The sequence below is a fragment of the Bacillus sp. DWP3-1 genome, assembly GCF_049896565.1.
Lineage (GTDB): Bacteria > Bacillota > Bacilli > Bacillales > Bacillaceae > Bacillus.
This window is the reverse complement of the sequence record NZ_JAFCUN010000005.1, coordinates 1-19,896: the sequence shown is the minus strand read 5'-3', so window position 1 is coordinate 19,896 and position 19,896 is coordinate 1. Positions and strand designations below refer to the sequence as shown.

Here is a 19,896-nt window from a genome sequence, read left to right as displayed (position 1 = left end):
CGATAATACTACTATATACCCATTGCATCTATCAAAAGGCACATAAGCCACAATGAACGAACAAATGGAAAATTGCGATAAAAAACGGAGGAGTTCAATTTGAATGAAGAAAAAGAGACTTGCCAGGTCACACAAGAAACAGCGGCAGGTAACATAGAGAAGCTTTCAATTCAGGAAAACGAGAGCATTTGGTCAAATATTGAACAGCTAACAATTGAACTCGGTGAACAAAAAGAATTCAACCACTTCATTTTAGATGAAAAACAAAAGGCCATCAGCACATTATCTGCCCTCATTACAAAAGGCGATTGTGATGAAGAATTAAAGACTCATTTTGAACAAGCATTACATATCGGACTTTCTGTCATAGAGATCATGGAGATTATTAAGCACTGTACAAAAGTTGCTGGATTCCCTCACTCCATTAATGCCCTGTTTATCTTTCAAAATTTATTAGACAATAACACCAAATAAATCAGTGAAAACGAGAAGTCATCTGTCCTCTCGTTTTTTATGTACACTCATATTACTCTCTTTCTTTTCCTCTGTCACATAAGCAAAATACGAAAATACCACACGTTTCCTGCTTAAAAATTGCTTTCCCTTCCATGAATTCCTCAATTTCACCATCATTTCAAGCGGCAAAATAAAAAAACGTCCAGTTATATCAAATAACTGAACGTACCCTTTATCGATTGACAGTGAAATTGTTAACAATTCCGCCATCCTTCTCCCAAGCGGCTTCCACTGTTTTCTTCTTGATATTGTATTCAAATATCGTTCTTACCTTTGCTTTTCGTCCGGTGTCATCCTTTAATTCCTTTGCGTTTTTAGCAACACCTAAGAAATAAACAGAAGATCCGTCCGTAGAAAATTGCGGCTGTGCGGCACTTAAAATATGCATATCCTCACTGTTCTTAACGAGTGTCGCCTGTTTTCCTGTTTCTACATCAAGCATTTTAATAGAGGATACTTCTTTTTCGTTTCGCACCTTCACTTCTGTATAAATCAATGTCTTATGATCTGGTGAAAATGAAATATCATTGATCGTTTGCGAGATACGTGTAATACGCTTCCCCTTCGCACCTGTTTGAAGGGTGATCTTCATGGTCGTGGGTTCAGGGTCTCTTCCCTGTTCATTCGCTTCATCGGTTTTCTTGTAATCTTCTTTTAAGGAATAATGCTGGATTGCCAGAAGGTTTGACATCGGATCATAAGCAAAAGAACTCACCGTATCATCCTTGCTTTTTTCTGGATACAATACCTTCACTTTGTGTGTGTTTACATCAAACATAGCGACATAAAATTGTTCCCCAGAATCCTTATTATACCTGAGATATAACTGCTTCCCGTCCCCAGACAGCCTCATACTGTCGATGGAATCATCACTCGTAAACAGCGTTTTTTCTTCATCTGTTTTCACATTCAATTCTCGAATACTCACTTTTTGCGTGTCTTCATCCGTATACGTGTAATATAAAAGCTGTTTCGTAGAATCATAAGCAATCGAAGGATATGCTGTCAGTTTCTCCGTATGAAGCGCCCGGTCATGCAGGTAATACGTATTGTTTAACTGTTGATCTGTAAATGAAACGAGTAATTCGTCTTTTGCATCTTGATTTGTTTTCACTTTTCCTGCATGCTTTGCCTCTTGCCCCGGCTTCATCATGAAGAAAATGACTGCCGCAATCACTGCGACTCCGATGACCGTGATGATCCACCATGTTGATTTTTTCATTGCCTTTCAGACCCTCTCTACAAGAAAAGAAGCCAGAAAATGAACTTTTCCCGCTTCTCTGCATGCCTATGTATTAATAAGTGTAATGCCCTTTTACGACACCTTTACTTGTTTTATACCCTAGTGCTTTGAATGCTTTTGGACTGACGTCTAATACAGCGTTTGGCATTCTGCCTACATCATATTTATATACTGTAATCACTTTATGTGGTTTCGCTTTTGTTGTCACTCTAAGTTTTGTACCTTTTTTCGGTACGTCAAATCCCATTTTAGTTGCTGCATCCCAATGACCGAGTTTTTTTCCATCTGCGCCCTTTTTACCGACACCATTATACCAAGTAATATTGCCGCTTACTTTTTTTGCACTTGCTCCATGTGAGAAACTAAACGCCAAAAATAAACTAGCTACTGTTACGATTGTCGCGATAAGCTTTTTATTCATTAAAAAATCCTCCGTATTTGGTTTCTGCACTTATTATACATGAAGATGCCCCCAGTTATTTTACAGTCACATTACAATTCGAATACAAGTTGACCACTTTATGACCGATTTTGTTCACAAAAAATACCAAAATCGGCCAGAAGAATGTAAGTAGCCCCTCTCTTTCATTTTATATAATAAAAGTGAATCCAATTTAAGGAGGAATTTTTATGAAAAAGTGGTTCATCGTTTTGAGTGTAAGTTTGGCCTTCGTTTTGATGCTATCAAGTATCCCTGCCTCAGCAGCTGGTCCTCGTCACGGCGCGATTGTGACACAAACGGATGAGGCAAAATGGTCAGGTATCTCTGCTGATATTGTGCTGCCGAAAACAGCCACTATTAAAAATGGCTATGCAGACTGGTACCTCGGTCTCGGCTCTGCCGTTGTAGAGAGCGGTATTTCAAAAACGTCTTCTGGCTATAAGGTCTTTCTTGGCAGCGGCTCACAAGGCGGCAGTCAATACTGGAACAGTGAGTACGATAAGAGCATTACGGATGGTGCACGTGTCAACTTAAAGCTCATCAACAATGGTGATGGCACAGTGTCACTATACGTCAATGGGAAATTGCGCTATAAGCAGCCTGTTTTCAACCCTAGTCGTCTGAAAAACCTCGATGTCGTCAAAATGGTTCACGGCGTCCAAGATAATGGAACAAACAGCTACTCACAAGCAAGTTTCTCGAATGTACAGCTTCGTGCGAATACTTCAGGAAGTGTCTATAAAAAATGGGATGGAACAATCAAATCATCGCTTTTACGTAAAAATTTAGAGTCTGGTGCTGCGGCTCCTAAATTCACCGTCATTTCTTCTGTTCCATTAAGTACAAGCCTTTCAGCACAATAAGAAAAAAGCGCCCTATTTTGGGTGCTTTTTATTGTTCACAGCTTATCAACACTTCTCTTTTAATCAAAACAAGGATTCGTGGTAACATAAACATACATACTTCGCAGAAAAAAGGAGAACGAACGTGAGAAAAAGTCTACTTGTTTTCATGAGCCTAGTTGCAAGTCTCTTCATTCTAGCAGCTTGCTCGAATACGACGAAAGAACAAAAAACAGAATCTAAGGCACTTCCAACGATTAATGACCGCATTCAAAATGAAACGAAAGAAGTCATGGAGCAGTCTAAACTCATAAAAGATACTGACATCACCGTTGATCTAAAGAAAAAAGTCATTTCTTTAAACGTGACCGCTTCATCTGATACCAATAGTGATTACGCTGAAGTCATCGGTTTAAACTTTGCCAAGACGCTGGCCATTGGGGCATCAACTGAAAAAGAAAACAACCTGCACAAACCAGAAAATGACAGCCTTGGCGCCCTCTATTCCTTTTACGACCTAAACATCACCGTGAAACAAGAAAACGGCAAAGTACTGGCAAAAGGAAAGAAAAAAACAAATGAAACAAAAATCACGTGGGAAAGAGCCCAGTAATTTATGGTTTTTTACGATGAAAAAAGCTTGTAGAGGACCTCTCTACAAGCCTTTTTTCATGTTTATTCAGTCAAATCGTCTCTCATCGCATCAACTAGTGTGTGAATATCTGAGTGAGTCCTTGATGCTAATCGTACCAACAAATCATCTATACACTCATACAAATGATGTTCCCTCAAAATATACTCCTTATAAAATGGAATGACAAAGAAATAGAGCAAATCAGCAAATTCAAGTGCAACGTTATCTTCATCCTCATCTTCTAACGCCTGTCCAACACTTTCAATCAACCAAATCAAATCTGCTTTCTTTTCAATCGGGACATACATCAGTAAATGAATATCATCCGTATCCTTCGTTTGTAAAATCCGCTCAGCCGCTTCCTTTGACAGCGCCCCAATTTCTGTAGAAGATATATTAACAACCGCTAATTCATCCTCTGATCTCACTTGATTCATTTGCAGCAAGTTTTGGTCCATCTCGACTCACTCCCCATTCTCAGATACCTTTATTATAAGGAATTGATCTGATTTTTTATGGAAATAGTGGATTTTTTTATGTAATTTTAAAGAAAATGTGACATTATAAGCCAAGATATCTCATTTCTCTCAAAACAAAAAAAAGCACTCTTGATCATAAGAGTGCTTTTCTCATACATCCTTTACTCTCTTTTTCATCGCCTCAGCCATTTCCACGTCACCCTCTGCTTCCAACTTTTCAATGATGTGAGCATAATCCCTTTCATGGCGATTTTGGCTTAGTTTAAAAGCAGCCTGAACTTCATCAATGATGATTTTAAAGCCCACAATCCCTTTCATTTGTTTCTCTAACAGTTCATCAGACAATGTATCCCATAAAACAGGCTGTTCTCTGTGGCTTTCGTATGTTTCCAGCATCGTGGTTAATTCTTTTACCAGTTCCCCTTTTTCTAACAGCACAGCCTTTCCATATACATGGACAGCCTGATAATTCCATGTCGGTACGGCTTCTTTTTCATACCATGAAGAGGATATATAGGCATGTGGTCCTTGAAAGATGACGAGCACCTTCTCATTTTCTTCAAACGTTTTCCACTGAGGATTTCCAATCGCCATATGCCCTGTAATCACATACGAATCTTCAACTTGATGAAAACTCACTGGAATATGTGTCGCAATGGGCTTCTCATCTGTTGTGGTCACAACTGTAGCAAATGAATTTGATTGAATAAATGATTTGATTTTCTCCATATCTTTCACTTGAAAAAATGATGGAACATGCATGTTCTCTTCCCCCTTTTAGATCAGCTCAGTGTTTTGGTCATAATGAGATCCATTTGCTCTTCGTCCCCCATAAGGAATGCGTGCACCCCTGTTTGAACAAACCCAAGCTTTTGATAAAATGCGATGGCCGCTTTGTTGTGCTCCCACACCCCAAGCCAAACATCACGTTTATGATATTTCTTCGCGATCTCAAAGGCTTGATTGATTAAATATCGGCCTAATCCTTGTTTTTGAAAGGACTGCTTAATATAAATTCTTTCAATCTCTAACGCTTCACTTCCCATCTCTTCTGACTGCGCATCATCCATATTGACCTTCAAATAACCAGCAACTTCGCCATTCACTTGAACAAAATAGAACTGTGAAGATGGATGATGTAATTCTTTTAACAGCTGGTTCGGATGAAAGGCTGTCTTTACGTAAGCATCGATATGTTCCGCTTTGTTTTGATTCTGAAAGGTTTCTATAAATGTGTCGATACCGACTTTTTGCAGCTCTTCTATATGCTGTTCATTACATGGAATAAAAGTGACGGTCATTGAAGTCATCTCTCCTTATCATTTAGTAGCGTCTCTTATTTCCTTTTTTCACATAATCCCAATCTTTTTCGATATTTTTTCTCACCCTTAGAAGATACTCATATATCTGTTCTGCTTCCTCTTCAGAAAATCCATCCAGCGCTACTTGATTCGAATAATCATTTTCTCGTTTGATCATTGGATATACCGCTTCCCCTTTATCAGTGGGAAACAGCTTTTTGATTTTTTTATTCACTCGATCATCTTTCTTCTCAATAAAACCATGCAGTTCTAATTTTTTGATAGCACGAGCAGCCGTTGTTCGATCCACCTTGATCATTTCCGCCAGCTTTTCCTGAATGATGCCAGGCTCTTCACAGATACGCACAAGATACAAATACTGCCCCTTCGTTAAATCGTACTCTTTAAATTCAATATTACTTATAGAATCAAGCGCCCGAGCGATGACGCCAATCTCTCGCAAAATCTCTCTCATTTATCACGACTCCTTTTGTTGCATTTACAACATAAAACATAACAACATTATAGTTTATTTTTGTTGTAAACACAATAAAAAAACACCTTCATTGAGAAAGTGTTTTTTTCATTTTCTTTATTTCGCTCGTTTCTTTAATAGTGGTAATCGTTACAAAAAATAACGATCTCTGATCATCGCGAACGAAGGTGGTTAGGCAATGGGAAAAAGAAGAAGAGAGCCTCATAATATGCCACTACATTTTATCATATATATTCGTTGCTAGAAGATAATTTCCCTTTATGCAACCGCTCTTTTTATAACATAATCTCTCCAGTTTTATTAGCCATTATTCGTTAGAGTCCACATAGATTAAAATTAGAATTTTACCTTTAACAACCATCATTAAAATGATGAATATAATGGTTTAATTTAGGAACTATAAAAAGGTGACCAATCGTCAAGAAAGGAAGGTCGCTTAATGAATATTTTACAATTAGGGAGGATGACAATGGGAATTTTAAGTGGAAATCCAACGGATGAACCTATGCACTATGGTGAAGTGTTTGGTACATGGTCTTACTTGATGGTAGCTAAAGGTTTAGTTGCTGGTTATCAAACCCACTTAAACCATGCAGGTGACGAAGACTTACAAAAATTAATTGAAGAAGCTATTCAGGGTGGGCAACAAGAAATCAAAGAAATTGAAACTTTATTAAAAGAAAATGGAATTGGCTTACCTCCAACACCTCCTGAACGACCTAAAGCTTGTATAGACGATATTCCAGTAGGGGCACGTTTTCAAGATCCAGAAATAGCCGCTGGTCTTTCGGCGAACATTGCGGCAGGCTTAGTATCGTGTAGCACAATTATGGGGCAATCCATTCGAGAAGACATAGCTATGATGTTTGGACAGTTTCATGTTCAAAAGACAGCACTTGGAGCAAAAGTCCTTAGACTTAACAAAGAAAAAGGATGGTTAATTCCACCACCTCTTCATCATAGCAAAGCAGAAGATTGCTAATCATAAGATGATTAAACATTAAAGAGTAGACCTTTAGGGTTTACTCTTTTCTTGCTAAGCTTTAAACTTTCTACAAATTGAAAACTCTCCTTCACTCTCTTTACAGTCACTATATTTTGCCATTCCCATCGATTGCCTCTGAGCCAACATCATCAGCACTAGAAGATCAATTCCTTTAATATACCTAAAAATATCTTCCTCAGATTTAAAAGCTCCTATTACTATAGGTTGTTTAAACATTGATAGCAACTAACCAGTGGTAAAAACTTCGAGAGTAACCTTTCTCTATTATAGTCCTTGCAATTGCAGCATAAAGTCGGGCCCGTTCCGAGGTTCCATTTAATCAACAAGGTTGCTCATACCATACTGCTTGAGATCGAATCGTCATTAATGAAAAACAATAGCGTAGTGGACATAAAGGTTAGTCATACTACAAGGAATATCTATGTTCATATGACTGTTAATATGGAAGAAAAGGCCTCCCAACAGTTTTGCAAACTGATGAAAGGCCTTCTTCTATAGTTAGCTTATTTGTCACAGGTTGCCTTGTTTTTAATAACACAAGGACAAATACGACGACAAGAAAAGCATATTATTATTTCAGATGTTGATATAACAAGGTTTTGAAACCCTGATTACATCATGCCGCCCATACCACCCATGCCGCCCATATCCGGCATTCCGCCGCCTGAGCCGCCTTCTTCTGGTTTGTCAGCAACGACTGCTTCAGTTGTTAGAAGCATTGCTGCAACAGAAGCTGCGTTTTGAAGTGCAGAGCGAGTTACTTTTGTTGGGTCAACGATTCCTTTTTCGATCATGTTTACCCATTCGTTTGTTGCTGCGTTGAAGCCTACGCCAATTTCTTCGTTTTTCAAGCGCTCAACGATGACTGATCCTTCAAGACCTGCGTTGTGAGCGATTTGACGGATTGGCTCTTCAAGAGAACGTAGAACGATGTTTACACCTGTTTGAACGTCACCATCTGCTTCGATTGAAGCGACTTTTTTGTATACATTCACAAGTGCTGTACCACCACCGGATACGATACCTTCTTCAACTGCTGCACGAGTTGAGTTCAATGCATCCTCGATGCGCAGTTTACGCTCTTTTAGTTCTGTTTCAGTTGCAGCACCAACTTTGATGACAGCGACGCCGCCAGCTAGTTTTGCAAGACGTTCTTGTAATTTTTCTTTATCGAATTCAGAAGTTGTTTCTTCTACTTGCGCACGGATTTGGTTGACGCGTGCTGCGATTTGAGCAGAATCTCCTGAGCCTTCTACGATGGTTGTGTTTTCTTTTGTCACAACAACTTTAGACGCGCGGCCAAGCTGACCGATTTCAGTTGATTTCAGGTCAAGTCCTAGGTCTTCTGTGATTAACTCTCCGCCAGTTAGAACAGAGATGTCTTCAAGCATTGCTTTACGACGGTCACCGAATCCAGGTGCTTTGACTGCCACTGCGTTGAATGTACCACGAAGTTTGTTCACAACAAGAGTTGCAAGTGCTTCGCCTTCTACATCTTCAGCAATGATCAATAATGGTTTTCCTTGTTGTACAACTTGCTCAAGTACAGGAAGGATTTCTTGAATGTTCGTGATCTTTTTATCAGTGATTAAGATATAAGGATTTTCAAGAACCGCTTCCATCTTATCAGAATCAGTCACCATGTATGGTGAAGCATATCCGCGGTCAAACTGCATTCCTTCAACCACTTCAAGCTCAGTTGTGAACCCTTTAGATTCTTCGATTGTGATAACGCCGTCGTTACCTACACGCTCCATTGCTTCAGCGATTAGGCTGCCTACTTCTTCATCTGCTGCAGAAATAGACGCAACTTGAGCAATTGATTCTTTGCCTTCGATTGGTTTAGAAATCTCGTGCAAGCCTTCAAGTGCTACTTTCACTGCTTCTTCGATCCCTTTACGAACGCCAACAGGGTTTGCACCAGCTGTTACGTTTTTAAGACCTTCACGGATCATTGCCTGAGCTAGAACCGTTGCAGTTGTTGTACCATCACCAGCTACGTCGTTTGTTTTGCTTGCAACTTCAGCCACAAGTTTTGCACCCATGTTTTCAAATGCATCTTCTAATTCGATTTCTTTTGCAATCGTTACACCATCATTTGTGATAAGTGGAGAACCGAATTTTTTCTCAAGAACCACGTTACGTCCTTTAGGTCCTAAAGTTACTTTTACAGCATCTGCAAGTGCATCTACACCACGTAACATCGCGCGACGTGCTTCTTCACTGAACTTAATATCTTTTGCCATAATAACGAAACCTCCTCAGTCTTTTTAAAAATATATCTCAATGTTTTTTTATGTGATTAACCAATAACAGCTAAAATGTCGCTCTCACGAAGAATTAAATATTCTTTGCCTTCATATTTCACTTCAGTGCCTGCATATTTTGAGAAGATAATGCGGTCGCCTGTGTTTACTTCTAACGCAACGCGCTCACCACTTTCAAGTACACGGCCTGAACCTGCTGCAACAATTTTACCTTCTTGCGGTTTTTCTTTTGCAGAATCCGGTAACACAATACCGCTAGCGGTTTTTTCCTCAGATTCAACGAGTTCAATGATTACGCGATCGCCTAATGGCTTTAACATAAGAAACAACCTCCTCAATTTTTATATGTAGTCTTTTTTAGCACTCATCACCAGTGAGTGCTAACACATTTATTATAATAAAGAATGTCTTCTGTAATTTCAAGTAAAAACCTTTAAAAATTTTTACGCTTTCATGATCTTTTTTCAACTCAGATTCTTTCCTTTTCATCGAAAAAGAAGACTTGTGTTACAATAAATCTAGTTCTTTTAGTAAAGGGGTTTTCGTTACTTGAAAAAACAATATTGGTACATCATCTTAACGTATATATTGGTGCAGGTTTCTGCGTTTCCGTATGTGTTCATCATGAAGTGGTTAGGTTATATTCAGACACCGATGACACAAGCAGAGCTCTCTAAATTGTCAGGTACATGGACAATCATTAGCTTCTGTATTGGACTAATCATTATTCTGCTCATCCTTCGGACTGTGCCAAAAGCTTCACTTCGAAATGAAGCACCGGCTTCAGTCGGCGCGGCAATCGCTTGGATCATTGGCGGTTTCTTTCTTTCGCTTCTCACCCAATCGATTGTAGGAATGATTGAACAATATGCATTCGGCATTGGACGTGAGTCAGAAAACACGCAAAATATCTTATCTATTATGGATGCTTTTCCTTTTCTGGTTGTTATTATTGCACTAATTGGACCGATACTTGAGGAGATTATTTTCCGAAAAATCGTTTTTGGTGTAATTTATGAAAGGTCGAATTTTTTTATTGCGGCACTTGTTAGTTCAGTATTTTTCGCTGCTGCACACTCTGATTTTGACCACTTCTTTCTCTATACCGCAATGGGCTTTACCTTTGCCTTTTTATATGCGAAAACAAAACGTATCATCGTTCCAATCGGTGCACATATGCTGATGAACTCGCTCGTCATTCTTGTGCAGATTGAGCCAGTAAGAAAAATGATTGAAGAACAATCTCAAACAATGCAAATGATTATTGGAGGCTTTTTCTCATGAGAAACCCTGTCGTATGGGGCGTCATTTATTTTGCCGTAGGTGTTGCTTTCACCTATATGGCCATTCAAAATCCAGGTGACATGTGGTCATTTTACAGCATTTTGCTGATGGTGTTTGCGGCCTATAATATCAATATCGCGTTTAAAATGTTTGCCTTCTCTGTCAAACTCAAAAAACAGCAGCAAAAATAAATCAAAAACCATTTTCTAATCTCTGGAAAATGGTTTTTTTATGGAGGACAAGTTTTCATGGAACAAGAAAAACTGAACATCTTAAATGAGCAGCATGAAGCGATTGGAGTTGCACCCCGTTCAGATGTCCACGCGCAAGGCCTTTGGCATGAAACCTTTCATTTCTGGCTTCTCAAAAAGGAACTTGACACCGTGTATCTCTATTTTCAGCTAAGAAGCCCCGCAAAAAAGGATTTCCCTTCTCTTTTTGATATCACCGCGGCAGGTCACCTTCTAGCAAATGAACAGCCTTCTGACGGTGTGAGAGAGGTAGAAGAAGAGCTTGGTCTTACTGTCCCTTTTGAAGATCTATCCTTTGCAGGTGTTATACAGGATGAAATTCATCTACCCGATTTTACTGATCGTGAATTTTGCCATGTCTATCTTTACGTCCATCAAGAAGAGCAGATGAACATTCAATTACAAAAAGAAGAAGTCGCTGGACTTTACAGAGCAAAGCTAATGGATGCACAGCAGCTTTTCACAAGAAAATGTGAAAACATGCAGCTTGATGGCTTTGAAGTTGATGAATCCGGAGAACGATGTGAAGAAAGCAGAGTAGTCTGTATACAAGATTTTGTACCGCATGAGCCTGCCTATTATCAGCATCTATTTCAAGCGATCAATCAATTCCTTTTACAATAGAAAAAGCATCGTGACCCTTATTCGGATCACGATGCTTTTTTATGAGACATCATAATTTTTTTTCTCCTCTGTCTCTGTTTGCTGCATTTTGCGATAGGTCACTCTCGAAATGACAATACTCACTTCGTACAAAACGAGCATCGGCAAGGTAACCATGAGGTGAGAAACGATCTCTGGCGGTGTAATCAGTGCGGCAATGACAAGGAGGACAAAATAGGCATACTTCCGTATTTTTGATAAAAACATCGGTGTGATGATGCCAAGTCTTGTGAGAAACATCAACACAACGGGCATCTGAAACAAAAAGCCAAATGGAAGTGTTAACTGCATCAGAAATGTAAAATACTCATGAATCCCAATCACTTGCTCTACATTTAAATCATTCGACATTCGCATCATAAAATCAACGACAAACGGAAACAAAATAAAATAAGAGAAAGCCACACCGCTCAAAAATAAAAGCAGTGCAATCGGAATATAAGCAAGTGTCACCTTTCTCTCTTTTTCATATAAGCCGGGGCTGACAAACGCCCAAAGCTGATATAAAATCACGGGACACGTCAAAACCAAAGCAATGACAAATGCGAACTGCATAAACACGTACAGCGGATCTGTGAGCTTAAATGCATTCAGTGTCAGTGTGGCCGCTTCATCGGTATTTTGTAAATACACAATGACCGGCTTAGCAAGAAAAAAACCAGCCACCATAAAGGCGACAAAAAACATCGCAATGATCACTAAACGTTTTCGCAGTTCCACAATATGCTCCATAAGCGGCATATCTTTGACATTCATGAAGCTCATCCTATTCTACTGATCTTCTTTTTTCTTTTTTTCTTCCTGATCATCAGCTAAACCTTTTGTGGCATTTTTGAATTCACGTAATGTATCTCCTGCTGCTCTTCCTAATTCAGGAAGCTTTTTCGGCCCAAAAATAATGAGCGCAACAATCGCAATCAGAACCAAACTTCCAGGACCGATCGGACCCATTTGCTCCACCCCCTTTACCCCTTTTCGTCAATCCTCCTGTGTAACAGAGTAATGCTTTAAGAAATACACAAGAGACTGAAGTTCAACCGCCAAATCTATATGATGAATTCGAATGTGTTCCGGCACATTCAATCGAGCCGGCGTAAAGTTAAGGATTCCTTTGATGCCAAGGGCAATCAAACGATCTGTAATGGATTGAGCTGCTACGGCAGGTACTGTCAAAATGGCAACAGGAATATCTCCTACCTCTTGAACATGCTCTTCAAGCTTATCCAAATCATAGACAGGCACGCCGCCTATCTCACTTCCTATTTTACTCTCATTGACGTCAAAAGCCATTGAAATTTTTGTATTATTATTTTTGATGAAATTATAGTGTAAAAAAGCAGTCCCTAAATTCCCGACACCGATGAGCATAACATTGGTCATTTCATCTTGGTCAAGTGTCTTTCTGAAGAAGGTCAAGAGGTAATCGACATTATAGCCATACCCTTTCTTCCCAAGTGCACCAAAGTACGAAAAATCTCGGCGAATGGTGGCAGAATCCACTTTGACTGCATCACTAAGCTCTGCCGATGACACCCTTTGTTTTCCTGATGCATGCAGATTTTTTAAAAAACGGTAATATAGCGGCAAACGTTTGGCTGTCGCTTGTGGAATTTTTGACTGATCTATATTCATATAAGGTCCTCCAACTTAAATATCAGATGCTCTGTGAAAATCACCGTTTTTCCCGCCTGTCTTTTCAATTAAATAGGTAGGACCGATGATCATGCCTTTATCAATCGCTTTGCACATGTCGTAAACGGTCAGTGCACATACTGAAGCAGAAGTGAGCGCTTCCATCTCCACACCCGTACTTCCTTTTGTTTTCACCTGTACTTGTATGTTCAGAATGTGCGCATTTCCGTCTTCCTCCCAATCAAAGGAGATATCCACGCCTTTTAGTGCAAGCGGATGACACATTGGAATGATGGTAGATGTTTGCTTTGCTGCCATGATGCCAGCAACCTGTGCAACAGACAGCACATCCCCTTTTCCAATTTCACGTTGTTGTATTTTATGAAACACTTCTTTTATCATACGAACGCTTGAAGCAGCAACGGCGGTTCTCACTGTAGACGATTTGTCACTAATGTCGACCATCTTTGCTCTTCCCTGTTCGTTAAAGTGGCTAAATTGACTCATCTTTCAACGCTCCCTCACTCAAATGATACACTATTTTTTCCTATCTGTCTTTCATTTGAATATGGCGATTGTATGTAACATTTGCCGGTTTACTGCTGATAAGCTACACTTAACATATTATAACAGAGGTGAAGTTACATGATGATTCTACAAGTGAATCAGCTGTCCAAATCGTTTGGTGCTGATACCGTTTTAACGAATATAAAATTAGAAGTCAAAGCAAGGGATCGGATTGCCATTGTAGGTCGTAACGGCGCAGGCAAATCCACGCTTTTGAAAATCATTGCCGGTCAATTGTCTTACGAGCAAGGTGAGATCATCAAACCGAAAGACCTATCGATCGGCTATTTAGCACAGCATACCGATGTGACATCTACACGTACGTTAAAAGACGAATTATTATCGGTTTTTGATCATTTAAAAGGGATGGAACAAGAGATGAGAATCATTGAGGAGAAAATGGCTTCCTCCACAGGTTCTGAGCTGGATTCCCTCATGAAAACCTATGACAGACTGCAGCAGGAATTTAAAGATCAAGGCGGCTATCAATACGAAGCAGATGTCCGCTCCATTCTTCATGGGCTGGGCTTTAGTCACTTTGAAGATGAGACAACCGTTCAATCCTTAAGCGGCGGCCAGAAAACCCGTCTAGCGCTTGGAAAGCTCTTATTAATGAAACCAGAACTCTTAATTCTGGACGAGCCGACCAACCATTTAGATATTGATACCTTATCATGGCTGGAGCAATATTTGCAAAATTATACAGGCGCCATTCTGATCGTGTCCCATGACCGCTACTTCTTAGACAAAGTGGTGAACCATGTGTATGAAGTCTCAAGAACTGCCATGAAAAAGTTCGCAGGCAACTATAGTAAGTATCTTGAACTGAAAGCTGAGCAGCTAGAGCGTGATATGAAGCTCTACGAAAAGCAACAAGGAGAAATCTCAAAGCTCCAAGACTTCGTAGATCGCAACCTGGCAAGAGCCTCAACCACAAAGCGCGCTCAGAGCAGACGCAAGCAGCTGGAACGGATGGATCGTTTAGATAAGCCATTAGGTGATGAAAAATCCGCAAACTTTCATTTTGATATTACGAGACAAAGCGGCAATGATGTGCTGAAGGTACATGATCTCGACATTCGTTATGATGAAAAAACACCGCTCCTATCCTCCCTTTCTTTTCAGATCAAACGTGAGGATAGCGTGGCACTCATTGGTCCTAACGGGATCGGGAAATCAACCCTTTTAAAAACGTTAACGAACACATTAACGCCTGTAAAAGGCGACATCACCTTTGGATCTCATGTCACGATCGGCTACTATGACCAAGAACAAGCCAAACTGACATCATCCAAAAAAGTGCTCAATGAGCTTTGGGATGACTATCCTCATATGAATGAAAAAGAAATTCGGACATGTTTAGGGAATTTCCTTTTTTCTGGTGATGACGTCTTAAAGCCCGTTCATGCATTAAGCGGTGGAGAAAAAGCCCGGCTTGCCCTGGCAAAGCTGATGCTCCAAAAAGCCAATTTCCTAATACTTGATGAGCCTACGAACCATTTGGACTTAGATAGTAAGGAAATTTTAGAGAATGCGCTGATCGATTATCCAGGAACCATCTTATTTGTCTCGCATGACCGTTATTTTATTAATCGACTAGCAACGAAAGTATTCGAGCTGTCGCGAGTGGAAACAAAAGAATACCTTGGTGACTATGACTACTACCTTGAAAAGAAAAATGAACAATTAGAGCTTGAGGCGCTTCAAGAAAATGAACCGCTTAAAAAACAAGCAGCAAAGCCAGTAGAAACAGCAAAGCTTTCTTATGCGGAAGAAAAAGAACTGAAAAAGAAAGAAAGACAAAAGCAGCGCAGAATCGAGGAAATTGAAAAGCGGATTGCTGTCATTGAAGAGAAACTTGGTGAAAATGAAGAGCTTCTATGTGATCCTGCTATTTTCCAAAATCATGAGAAGGTCCAAGACATTCAAACAGAAAATGATACGCTTAATCAAGAGCTTGAATCACTTTTCGCGGAGTGGGAAGAGCTATCCGAATCTTAAAGAGTGCCCAAATGGGTGCTCTTTTTTCTTTCAGTGAAAATTTATTATCCACATTAATATCCACAAAAACCTCTTTGTTATTCTTAAAAATTTTGGACTTATCCACTTTATACACAGGTTTTTAATCACATATCCACACAAAATTTCTTTTTTATACACATTCTCTTCATTTTAAAACAAAATTTTCAAATAATTGTGGATATATAACGTTTACATGTGAATAAATCGCTTTCATTGAAAATGAAAAAAACCTGTGTATCCACAGGAGTTTTCATTCATATGAGACAAGCGGTAAGCCCGGCTGGCCATTCATCGCCATATCGCCTCTTATTCCCTTTTCAAACGCAATGGTTCCAGCAGCAGCGATCATGGCTGCATTGTCTGTGCAAAGAGATAACGGCGGAATAATGACCTTCACGTCAGGTAGCTTTGTGAATGCTGTCGTCAAAGCTTCTCTCAGTCCTTTATTGGCAGCGACTCCACCAGCTAGGACAACCTGCTTTACGCCATAGGCCTCAGCCGCTTTTAATGTTTTCCCAACAAGCACCTCAATGACGCTTGCTTGAAAACTTGCTGCCAAATTCTCTGGAGCAATTGTTTCTCCCTTTTGAGATGCATTGTGTAATGTGTTAATTACAGCTGATTTTAATCCACTAAAGCTAAAGTGATAGGAACCTTCTTCAAGCCATGCACGAGGAAGTTTAATCGTTGGCTCTCCTTCATGTGCTAACCGATCAATATGAGGTCCACCTGGATACGGGAGACCCATCGTTCGAGCCACTTTATCGTAGGCTTCTCCAGCCGCATCATCTAATGTTTCTCCGATGACCTCAAAAGATCCATGCTCCTTCATTAGCACAAGTTCAGTATGTCCACCAGAGACAACAAGAGCCAAACATGGAAACTGTAATTCATCTACAAGCTGGTTTGCATAAATATGCCCAGCAATATGATGTACACCAACAAGAGGAATCTGATGAGCAAAGCTTAGTGCCTTGGCTGCGTTGACACCGATCAGAAGGGCACCGACTAAGCCCGGTCCTTCTGTAACAGCAATGGCATCTAAATCCTGAAAGCTCATATTGGCCTGTGTCATCACTTCTTCCAATACGATGGTAACTTGTTCCACGTGATGTCTTGAAGCGATTTCTGGTACAACACCGCCAAATCGTTTATGACTTTCTATTTGCGAGGCCACAACATTCGCCACAATTTCTTTCCCATTTTTTACAATGGATGCAGCTGTTTCATCACAGCTTGTCTCTATACCTAATATGAATCGATCTGTTTGTTCACTCATTTATATTCACCCACATGACCAATGCATCTTCCCCATTATCCGTATAATAATTCTTTCGAATAGAAGCTGGTCTGAAACCAAGCTTTTCATAAAGGGATTGTGCAGGTGTATTCGAAACCCGCACCTCTAAAGAAAGATGATCTGTCTTTTTTTCTTTGCAAAATTCCATGACATATCGCAGCAATGCTTCCCCGTAGCCCTTTCCTCTATGCTCAGGGAGAATCGCAATGTTCGTAATTTGTGCATCGTCCATGACGATCCAGACCCCGCAATACCCAACAGGCTGTTTATCTTCTTCAATGAGGAAATAATGGCTGTACTGGTTATGGAGAATCTCATAGACAAATGATTCTTTTTTCCAAGGTGCAGTAAACGAATGCACTTCAATCGTATACACCTCTGGAATGTCCGCTACCGTCATTTTTCGAATCTCTGTTATGTTAAGATTATTTTTGTCCTTCAAGCCATTTCACTTCCGCTTCTGCCAAACGAATATAGTTAGGAACAAGCTGATGAACATCTTCAGCAGGACGATCTGTCCCTAAAAACGCAAGCATTGAAGGTCTTGGGTTATGAAAAGCTCCCTCTACTTTCACAGCAGTTTCTCCTAAAATGGAGCGAATGCTCTCTTCATGAAGATGCACATCCTGCCCAAGAAATAGGACAGGCTTTCCTGTCTGCTTCAGCTCATGAAGCCAATCCGTGAGCAAGATATTTTGGTCTGGTTTGATCTCTTTAATTTTTCCTTCTTCAAACGTATATAGCCCAGTATAAACTTGTCCTCTTCTCGCATCAAATAGTGGCGAGATCCATCCATCAAAGTATTGACCATTTGCCGCAAGTGTTTCTAAACTTGAAACAGCCGATATCGGGATAGACAGCGTCCACGCGAGTGTTTTTGCAATGGTCACACCAATTCGGACACCGGTGTAGGAGCCAGGTCCTTTCGCTACAACGATTTTACTTAGTTCACTTGGCGCTACACCACATTCTTTCATTAATGCCTCAACAGTCGGCATCGCTCGGACGGAATGGTTCTTTTTTAAATACGTGATGCTCTCACCAATCACTGTGGAATCTTTTACAAGGGCAATTCCTAGTGTATGGTTAGACGTATCAATTGCCAGTATGGTCAAATTCTTTCATCTCCTTACAAAGGGTCTTATAGCGTTCCCCTTTTGCACTAAACGTGAGATGACGTTCTTCTTCACGTTCTGTTCTCAGCATTTCTATTTTCAAATAGGTGGAAGGCAATTGAGGTCCAATGAGATGTGCCCACTCAACCAAGCATACACCTTCGCCCTCAAAATATTCTTCGAGCCCAATATCTTCTTCCGCATCTTCCATGCGGTACACGTCCATATGATAAAGTGGCAGTCTGCCATCGGTATATTCTTTAATAATCGTAAAGGTAGGGCTGTTGACGATACGGGTAATCCCTAAGCCTTCTGCAAAACCTTTTGAAAAAGTAGTTTTGCCTGCACCTAAATCCCCTTCTAATGTCAAAACATCGCCTGGCATCACAAGTTTGGCCAAAGCAGCGGCAATTCGTTTCGTCTCATCCGCACCTTTTGTCGTCCATGTTAATTTCACAGTTATGTCACCTCATTTCTTAAAATGATTATATCCTTTTTTCATTAACATTGTTTGCTGTTCATTGTCTTTTAATATAACGCTTGCTGCTTGATCACCTTTGACTTGTCCAATGCGTTTGACTTGAATGTCTTCTTTTCTACATTGCATTTCAAAGCTTTCCCAATCAGCCTCTGGAATCGTACCAGTTAATACAAAGTCTTCCCCGCCAAATAACACCCATTCCAGCCAGTCTTTACGCAGCACTGGTAAATCTGGATGTGTGGGGAGCTTGTTTGCTTCTATCTCTATCGTCACATGACTCGCTTCGGCTATCTCATTCAGCTCACTCGCTAATCCATCACTCACATCATTCAAGGTGACCCGTGGGAAGCTTGAGCAAATATGTCCAGCAGCAATGTGAGGCTGAGGCTTTTTATGACGCTCAAGAAAAAAGGCTTTGTCGACTGCCTTGGTAGGGGTTACTTCGTTCATTAAAATTGATAAGCCAGCAGCTGATGAACCAAGCTCACCTGTGACAAAGACGACGTCTCCTGTCTGAGCACTGTGACGATAACAAGCTGTTCCCTTGGGAACCTCGCCAATGACCGTCACTGTAATGACAAAGTCACTGCGAGTGGCGACCGTATCTCCACCAATTAAATCCATATGATAGGTGTCAGCCAATGCTTTCATTCCCTCGTAAAGAGCTGAGACGATCGTCTCATCACCATGAGGGGGGATCGCAATCGATACAAGATAATACTTTGGGGTTCCTCCCATTGCGGCGATATCACTGACATTGACCGCTAGTGCTTTAAAGCCAATATCAAAAGGTGTGGAAAAATCAAAGCGAAAATGAACATACTCCACCATTGTATCAACACAAACGACCTCTTCACAATGTGAATGAGGTTGATAAACACTTGCATCATCACCGATGCCCATAACCAAAGAACGCTGATGTGTTTCTTTTGGTGTAATTCGGCGAATAAGATCAAATTCATCCATAAAAAGCAGCCCCTTCATGCAATCAATTGATTGAGTAGACACGATGTCAGACATAATTAGTATTAGTGTAAGCCAATATGAGTTTCAATTCCAATTGAAAATGATATAAAGAAAGCCTGGTATGAAAAACCAGGCTGGGTTGAAGTGATCTATCTTTTTCTTTTCACATAACGTGTAGCCAAACACAAACCAATTCATTGCATCTTGGATACGTACGAAAAGAAAAAGACATAAAAAAAAACGAAACTATACGTTTTCGTTTACAAGTCATAAAAATGGCGGTCCGGACGGGACTCGAACCCGCGACCTCCTGCGTGACAGGCAGGCATTCTAACCAACTGAACTACCGGACCATTTTGGTTGCGGGGGCAGGATTTGAACCTGCGACC

General features: G+C 40.3%; 26 protein-coding genes and 1 tRNA gene. 8 read left to right on the top strand and 19 right to left on the bottom strand.

What is annotated here, in order from left to right:
- Positions 1 to 99: 99 nt before the first annotated feature.
- Positions 100 to 474: a carboxymuconolactone decarboxylase family protein gene (locus ACP7A0_RS11975; RefSeq protein WP_034664837.1), complete on the top strand. Its 375-nt coding sequence runs from the start codon at positions 100 to 102 to the stop codon at positions 472 to 474.
- An 18-nt stretch (positions 475 to 492) separates the two neighbouring features.
- Here ACP7A0_RS11975 and ACP7A0_RS11970 read toward each other — a convergent pair whose 3' ends face one another.
- The 3 genes from ACP7A0_RS11970 to ACP7A0_RS11960 form a co-directional block, all read right to left on the bottom strand.
- The gene (locus ACP7A0_RS11970; RefSeq protein WP_034664841.1) at positions 493 to 717 is read right to left on the bottom strand and encodes a hypothetical protein; all 225 of its coding nucleotides are present in this window, start codon (positions 715 to 717) and stop codon (positions 493 to 495) included.
- Positions 689 to 1,738: a hypothetical protein gene (locus ACP7A0_RS11965; RefSeq protein WP_426005251.1), complete on the bottom strand. Its 1,050-nt coding sequence runs from the start codon at positions 1,736 to 1,738 to the stop codon at positions 689 to 691. The genes ACP7A0_RS11970 and ACP7A0_RS11965 overlap by 29 nt, the downstream gene beginning before the upstream one ends.
- Before the next feature lie 73 nt (positions 1,739 to 1,811).
- Positions 1,812 to 2,180 (bottom strand): RlpA-like double-psi beta-barrel domain-containing protein, encoded by a 369-nt coding sequence (locus tag ACP7A0_RS11960; RefSeq protein ID WP_003213878.1) that lies wholly within the window; start codon positions 2,178 to 2,180, stop codon positions 1,812 to 1,814.
- A 209-nt stretch (positions 2,181 to 2,389) separates the two neighbouring features.
- Between ACP7A0_RS11960 and ACP7A0_RS11955 the strand changes: the two genes are divergently transcribed.
- Together ACP7A0_RS11955 and ACP7A0_RS11950 are read left to right on the top strand one after the other, a co-directional pair.
- Positions 2,390 to 3,064 carry a hypothetical protein gene (locus ACP7A0_RS11955; RefSeq protein ID WP_034664848.1) on the top strand — a complete coding sequence of 225 codons (675 nt, stop codon included), beginning with the start codon at positions 2,390 to 2,392 and terminating at the stop codon, positions 3,062 to 3,064.
- 124 nt (positions 3,065 to 3,188) lie between these two features.
- On the top strand, positions 3,189 to 3,656 hold the full coding sequence (locus tag ACP7A0_RS11950; protein ID WP_426005248.1) for a hypothetical protein: 468 nt from the start codon (positions 3,189 to 3,191) through the stop codon (positions 3,654 to 3,656).
- A 62-nt stretch (positions 3,657 to 3,718) separates the two neighbouring features.
- On the opposite strand, the gene ACP7A0_RS11945 is transcribed toward ACP7A0_RS11950, so the two are convergent.
- The 4 genes from ACP7A0_RS11945 to ACP7A0_RS11930 all read right to left on the bottom strand — a co-directional run bounded on the left by ACP7A0_RS11945 (position 3,719) and on the right by ACP7A0_RS11930 (position 5,932).
- A complete protein-coding gene (locus ACP7A0_RS11945; protein WP_034664855.1) occupies positions 3,719 to 4,135 on the bottom strand; it encodes a hypothetical protein in 417 nt (138 codons plus the stop codon).
- 171 nt (positions 4,136 to 4,306) lie between these two features.
- Positions 4,307 to 4,918, bottom strand: coding sequence for an FMN-binding negative transcriptional regulator (locus ACP7A0_RS11940; protein ID WP_034664860.1), 612 nt, complete (start codon positions 4,916 to 4,918; stop codon positions 4,307 to 4,309).
- A 20-nt stretch (positions 4,919 to 4,938) separates the two neighbouring features.
- On the bottom strand, positions 4,939 to 5,457 hold the full coding sequence (locus ACP7A0_RS11935) for a GNAT family N-acetyltransferase (RefSeq protein ID WP_034664865.1): 519 nt from the start codon (positions 5,455 to 5,457) through the stop codon (positions 4,939 to 4,941).
- A 22-nt stretch (positions 5,458 to 5,479) separates the two neighbouring features.
- Positions 5,480 to 5,932 (bottom strand): MarR family winged helix-turn-helix transcriptional regulator, encoded by a 453-nt coding sequence (locus ACP7A0_RS11930; protein ID WP_034664870.1) that lies wholly within the window; start codon positions 5,930 to 5,932, stop codon positions 5,480 to 5,482.
- A 490-nt stretch (positions 5,933 to 6,422) separates the two neighbouring features.
- Between ACP7A0_RS11930 and ACP7A0_RS11925 the strand changes: the two genes are divergently transcribed.
- Entirely contained in the window at positions 6,423 to 6,935 is a 513-nt protein-coding gene (locus tag ACP7A0_RS11925) for a DUF3231 family protein (RefSeq protein WP_034664874.1), read from the top strand.
- Between the two features lie 635 nt (positions 6,936 to 7,570).
- On the opposite strand, the gene groL is transcribed toward ACP7A0_RS11925, so the two are convergent.
- Complete coding sequence (gene groL / locus ACP7A0_RS11920) at positions 7,571 to 9,205, bottom strand: chaperonin GroEL (RefSeq protein ID WP_034320371.1); 1,635 nt, start codon at positions 9,203 to 9,205, stop codon at positions 7,571 to 7,573.
- Positions 9,206 to 9,261: 56 nt separating this feature from the next.
- Entirely contained in the window at positions 9,262 to 9,546 is a 285-nt protein-coding gene (gene groES / locus ACP7A0_RS11915) for a co-chaperone GroES (protein WP_003214120.1), read from the bottom strand.
- Positions 9,547 to 9,775: 229 nt separating this feature from the next.
- Here groES and ACP7A0_RS11910 point away from each other — a divergent pair, with 229 nt between their 5' ends.
- From ACP7A0_RS11910 to ACP7A0_RS11900, 3 genes are read left to right on the top strand one after another with little or no spacing between them, the layout of a single operon-like run.
- Positions 9,776 to 10,510 (top strand): CPBP family intramembrane glutamic endopeptidase, encoded by a 735-nt coding sequence (locus tag ACP7A0_RS11910; RefSeq protein WP_034664883.1) that lies wholly within the window; start codon positions 9,776 to 9,778, stop codon positions 10,508 to 10,510.
- Positions 10,507 to 10,701: a YdiK family protein gene (locus ACP7A0_RS11905; RefSeq protein WP_034664886.1), complete on the top strand. Its 195-nt coding sequence runs from the start codon at positions 10,507 to 10,509 to the stop codon at positions 10,699 to 10,701. The genes ACP7A0_RS11910 and ACP7A0_RS11905 overlap by 4 nt, the downstream gene beginning before the upstream one ends.
- A gap of 57 nt (positions 10,702 to 10,758) precedes the next feature.
- The gene (locus tag ACP7A0_RS11900; protein ID WP_034664892.1) at positions 10,759 to 11,385 is read left to right on the top strand and encodes an NUDIX hydrolase; all 627 of its coding nucleotides are present in this window, start codon (positions 10,759 to 10,761) and stop codon (positions 11,383 to 11,385) included.
- Between the two features lie 39 nt (positions 11,386 to 11,424).
- Here the strand turns inward: ACP7A0_RS11900 and tatC are convergent, their stop codons facing one another.
- The 4 genes from tatC to moaC are packed head-to-tail and all read right to left on the bottom strand — an operon-like array spanning position 11,425 to position 13,563.
- On the bottom strand, positions 11,425 to 12,189 hold the full coding sequence (gene tatC / locus ACP7A0_RS11895; RefSeq protein ID WP_426005243.1) for a twin-arginine translocase subunit TatC: 765 nt from the start codon (positions 12,187 to 12,189) through the stop codon (positions 11,425 to 11,427).
- Between the two features lie 6 nt (positions 12,190 to 12,195).
- The gene (locus ACP7A0_RS11890) at positions 12,196 to 12,375 is read right to left on the bottom strand and encodes a twin-arginine translocase TatA/TatE family subunit (RefSeq protein ID WP_003214302.1); all 180 of its coding nucleotides are present in this window, start codon (positions 12,373 to 12,375) and stop codon (positions 12,196 to 12,198) included.
- 27 nt (positions 12,376 to 12,402) lie between these two features.
- A complete protein-coding gene (locus ACP7A0_RS11885; RefSeq protein ID WP_008355687.1) occupies positions 12,403 to 13,056 on the bottom strand; it encodes a redox-sensing transcriptional repressor Rex in 654 nt (217 codons plus the stop codon).
- A gap of 15 nt (positions 13,057 to 13,071) precedes the next feature.
- Complete coding sequence (gene moaC, locus ACP7A0_RS11880; protein ID WP_034664898.1) at positions 13,072 to 13,563, bottom strand: cyclic pyranopterin monophosphate synthase MoaC; 492 nt, start codon at positions 13,561 to 13,563, stop codon at positions 13,072 to 13,074.
- Between the two features lie 138 nt (positions 13,564 to 13,701).
- Here moaC and ACP7A0_RS11875 point away from each other — a divergent pair, with 138 nt between their 5' ends.
- Positions 13,702 to 15,624 (top strand): ABC-F family ATP-binding cassette domain-containing protein, encoded by a 1,923-nt coding sequence (locus tag ACP7A0_RS11875; RefSeq protein ID WP_106031430.1) that lies wholly within the window; start codon positions 13,702 to 13,704, stop codon positions 15,622 to 15,624.
- 271 nt (positions 15,625 to 15,895) lie between these two features.
- Here ACP7A0_RS11875 and tsaD read toward each other — a convergent pair whose 3' ends face one another.
- The 6 genes from tsaD to ACP7A0_RS11845 form a co-directional block, all read right to left on the bottom strand.
- Positions 15,896 to 16,924 (bottom strand): tRNA (adenosine(37)-N6)-threonylcarbamoyltransferase complex transferase subunit TsaD, encoded by a 1,029-nt coding sequence (gene tsaD / locus ACP7A0_RS11870; RefSeq protein WP_034664904.1) that lies wholly within the window; start codon positions 16,922 to 16,924, stop codon positions 15,896 to 15,898.
- Positions 16,917 to 17,345, bottom strand: a complete 429-nt coding sequence (gene rimI, locus ACP7A0_RS11865) for a ribosomal protein S18-alanine N-acetyltransferase (RefSeq protein WP_024424460.1) — start codon at positions 17,343 to 17,345, stop codon at positions 16,917 to 16,919. Before rimI ends, tsaD begins: the two co-directional genes overlap by 8 nt.
- 25 nt (positions 17,346 to 17,370) lie before the next feature.
- A complete protein-coding gene (tsaB, locus tag ACP7A0_RS11860) occupies positions 17,371 to 18,060 on the bottom strand; it encodes a tRNA (adenosine(37)-N6)-threonylcarbamoyltransferase complex dimerization subunit type 1 TsaB (RefSeq protein WP_426005239.1) in 690 nt (229 codons plus the stop codon).
- Positions 18,041 to 18,517, bottom strand: coding sequence for a tRNA (adenosine(37)-N6)-threonylcarbamoyltransferase complex ATPase subunit type 1 TsaE (gene tsaE, locus ACP7A0_RS11855; RefSeq protein ID WP_106031432.1), 477 nt, complete (start codon positions 18,515 to 18,517; stop codon positions 18,041 to 18,043). The genes tsaB and tsaE overlap by 20 nt, the downstream gene beginning before the upstream one ends.
- Before the next feature lie 12 nt (positions 18,518 to 18,529).
- Entirely contained in the window at positions 18,530 to 19,507 is a 978-nt protein-coding gene (gene thiL, locus ACP7A0_RS11850; RefSeq protein WP_426005236.1) for a thiamine-phosphate kinase, read from the bottom strand.
- Between the two features lie 276 nt (positions 19,508 to 19,783).
- Positions 19,784 to 19,860, bottom strand: a tRNA-Asp gene (locus ACP7A0_RS11845).
- Positions 19,861 to 19,896: the final 36 nt, after the last annotated feature.

Bases quoted from the DNA above. Each gene is read 5' to 3' on its own strand.
- ACP7A0_RS11965 (WP_426005251.1), bottom strand. From the start codon at position 1,738: ATGAAAAAATCAACATGGTGGATCATCACGGTCATCGGAGTCGCAGTG.
- ACP7A0_RS11960 (WP_003213878.1), bottom strand. From the start codon at position 2,180: ATGAATAAAAAGCTTATCGCGACAATCGTAACAGTAGCTAGTTTATTT.
- ACP7A0_RS11955 (WP_034664848.1), top strand. From the start codon at position 2,390: ATGAAAAAGTGGTTCATCGTTTTGAGTGTAAGTTTGGCCTTCGTTTTG.
- ACP7A0_RS11945 (WP_034664855.1), bottom strand. From the start codon at position 4,135: ATGGACCAAAACTTGCTGCAAATGAATCAAGTGAGATCAGAGGATGAA.
- ACP7A0_RS11940 (WP_034664860.1), bottom strand. From the start codon at position 4,918: ATGCATGTTCCATCATTTTTTCAAGTGAAAGATATGGAGAAAATCAAA.
- ACP7A0_RS11935 (WP_034664865.1), bottom strand. From the start codon at position 5,457: ATGACCGTCACTTTTATTCCATGTAATGAACAGCATATAGAAGAGCTG.
- ACP7A0_RS11930 (WP_034664870.1), bottom strand. From the start codon at position 5,932: ATGAGAGAGATTTTGCGAGAGATTGGCGTCATCGCTCGGGCGCTTGAT.
- ACP7A0_RS11925 (WP_034664874.1), top strand. From the start codon at position 6,423: ATGGGAATTTTAAGTGGAAATCCAACGGATGAACCTATGCACTATGGT.
- groL (WP_034320371.1), bottom strand. From the start codon at position 9,205: ATGGCAAAAGATATTAAGTTCAGTGAAGAAGCACGTCGCGCGATGTTA.
- groES (WP_003214120.1), bottom strand. From the start codon at position 9,546: ATGTTAAAGCCATTAGGCGATCGCGTAATCATTGAACTCGTTGAATCT.
- ACP7A0_RS11905 (WP_034664886.1), top strand. From the start codon at position 10,507: ATGAGAAACCCTGTCGTATGGGGCGTCATTTATTTTGCCGTAGGTGTT.
- ACP7A0_RS11900 (WP_034664892.1), top strand. From the start codon at position 10,759: ATGGAACAAGAAAAACTGAACATCTTAAATGAGCAGCATGAAGCGATT.
- tatC (WP_426005243.1), bottom strand. From the start codon at position 12,189: ATGAGCTTCATGAATGTCAAAGATATGCCGCTTATGGAGCATATTGTG.
- ACP7A0_RS11890 (WP_003214302.1), bottom strand. From the start codon at position 12,375: ATGGGTCCGATCGGTCCTGGAAGTTTGGTTCTGATTGCGATTGTTGCG.
- ACP7A0_RS11885 (WP_008355687.1), bottom strand. From the start codon at position 13,056: ATGAATATAGATCAGTCAAAAATTCCACAAGCGACAGCCAAACGTTTG.
- moaC (WP_034664898.1), bottom strand. From the start codon at position 13,563: ATGAGTCAATTTAGCCACTTTAACGAACAGGGAAGAGCAAAGATGGTC.
- ACP7A0_RS11875 (WP_106031430.1), top strand. From the start codon at position 13,702: ATGATGATTCTACAAGTGAATCAGCTGTCCAAATCGTTTGGTGCTGAT.
- tsaD (WP_034664904.1), bottom strand. From the start codon at position 16,924: ATGAGTGAACAAACAGATCGATTCATATTAGGTATAGAGACAAGCTGT.
- rimI (WP_024424460.1), bottom strand. From the start codon at position 17,345: ATGACGGTAGCGGACATTCCAGAGGTGTATACGATTGAAGTGCATTCG.
- thiL (WP_426005236.1), bottom strand. From the start codon at position 19,507: ATGGATGAATTTGATCTTATTCGCCGAATTACACCAAAAGAAACACAT.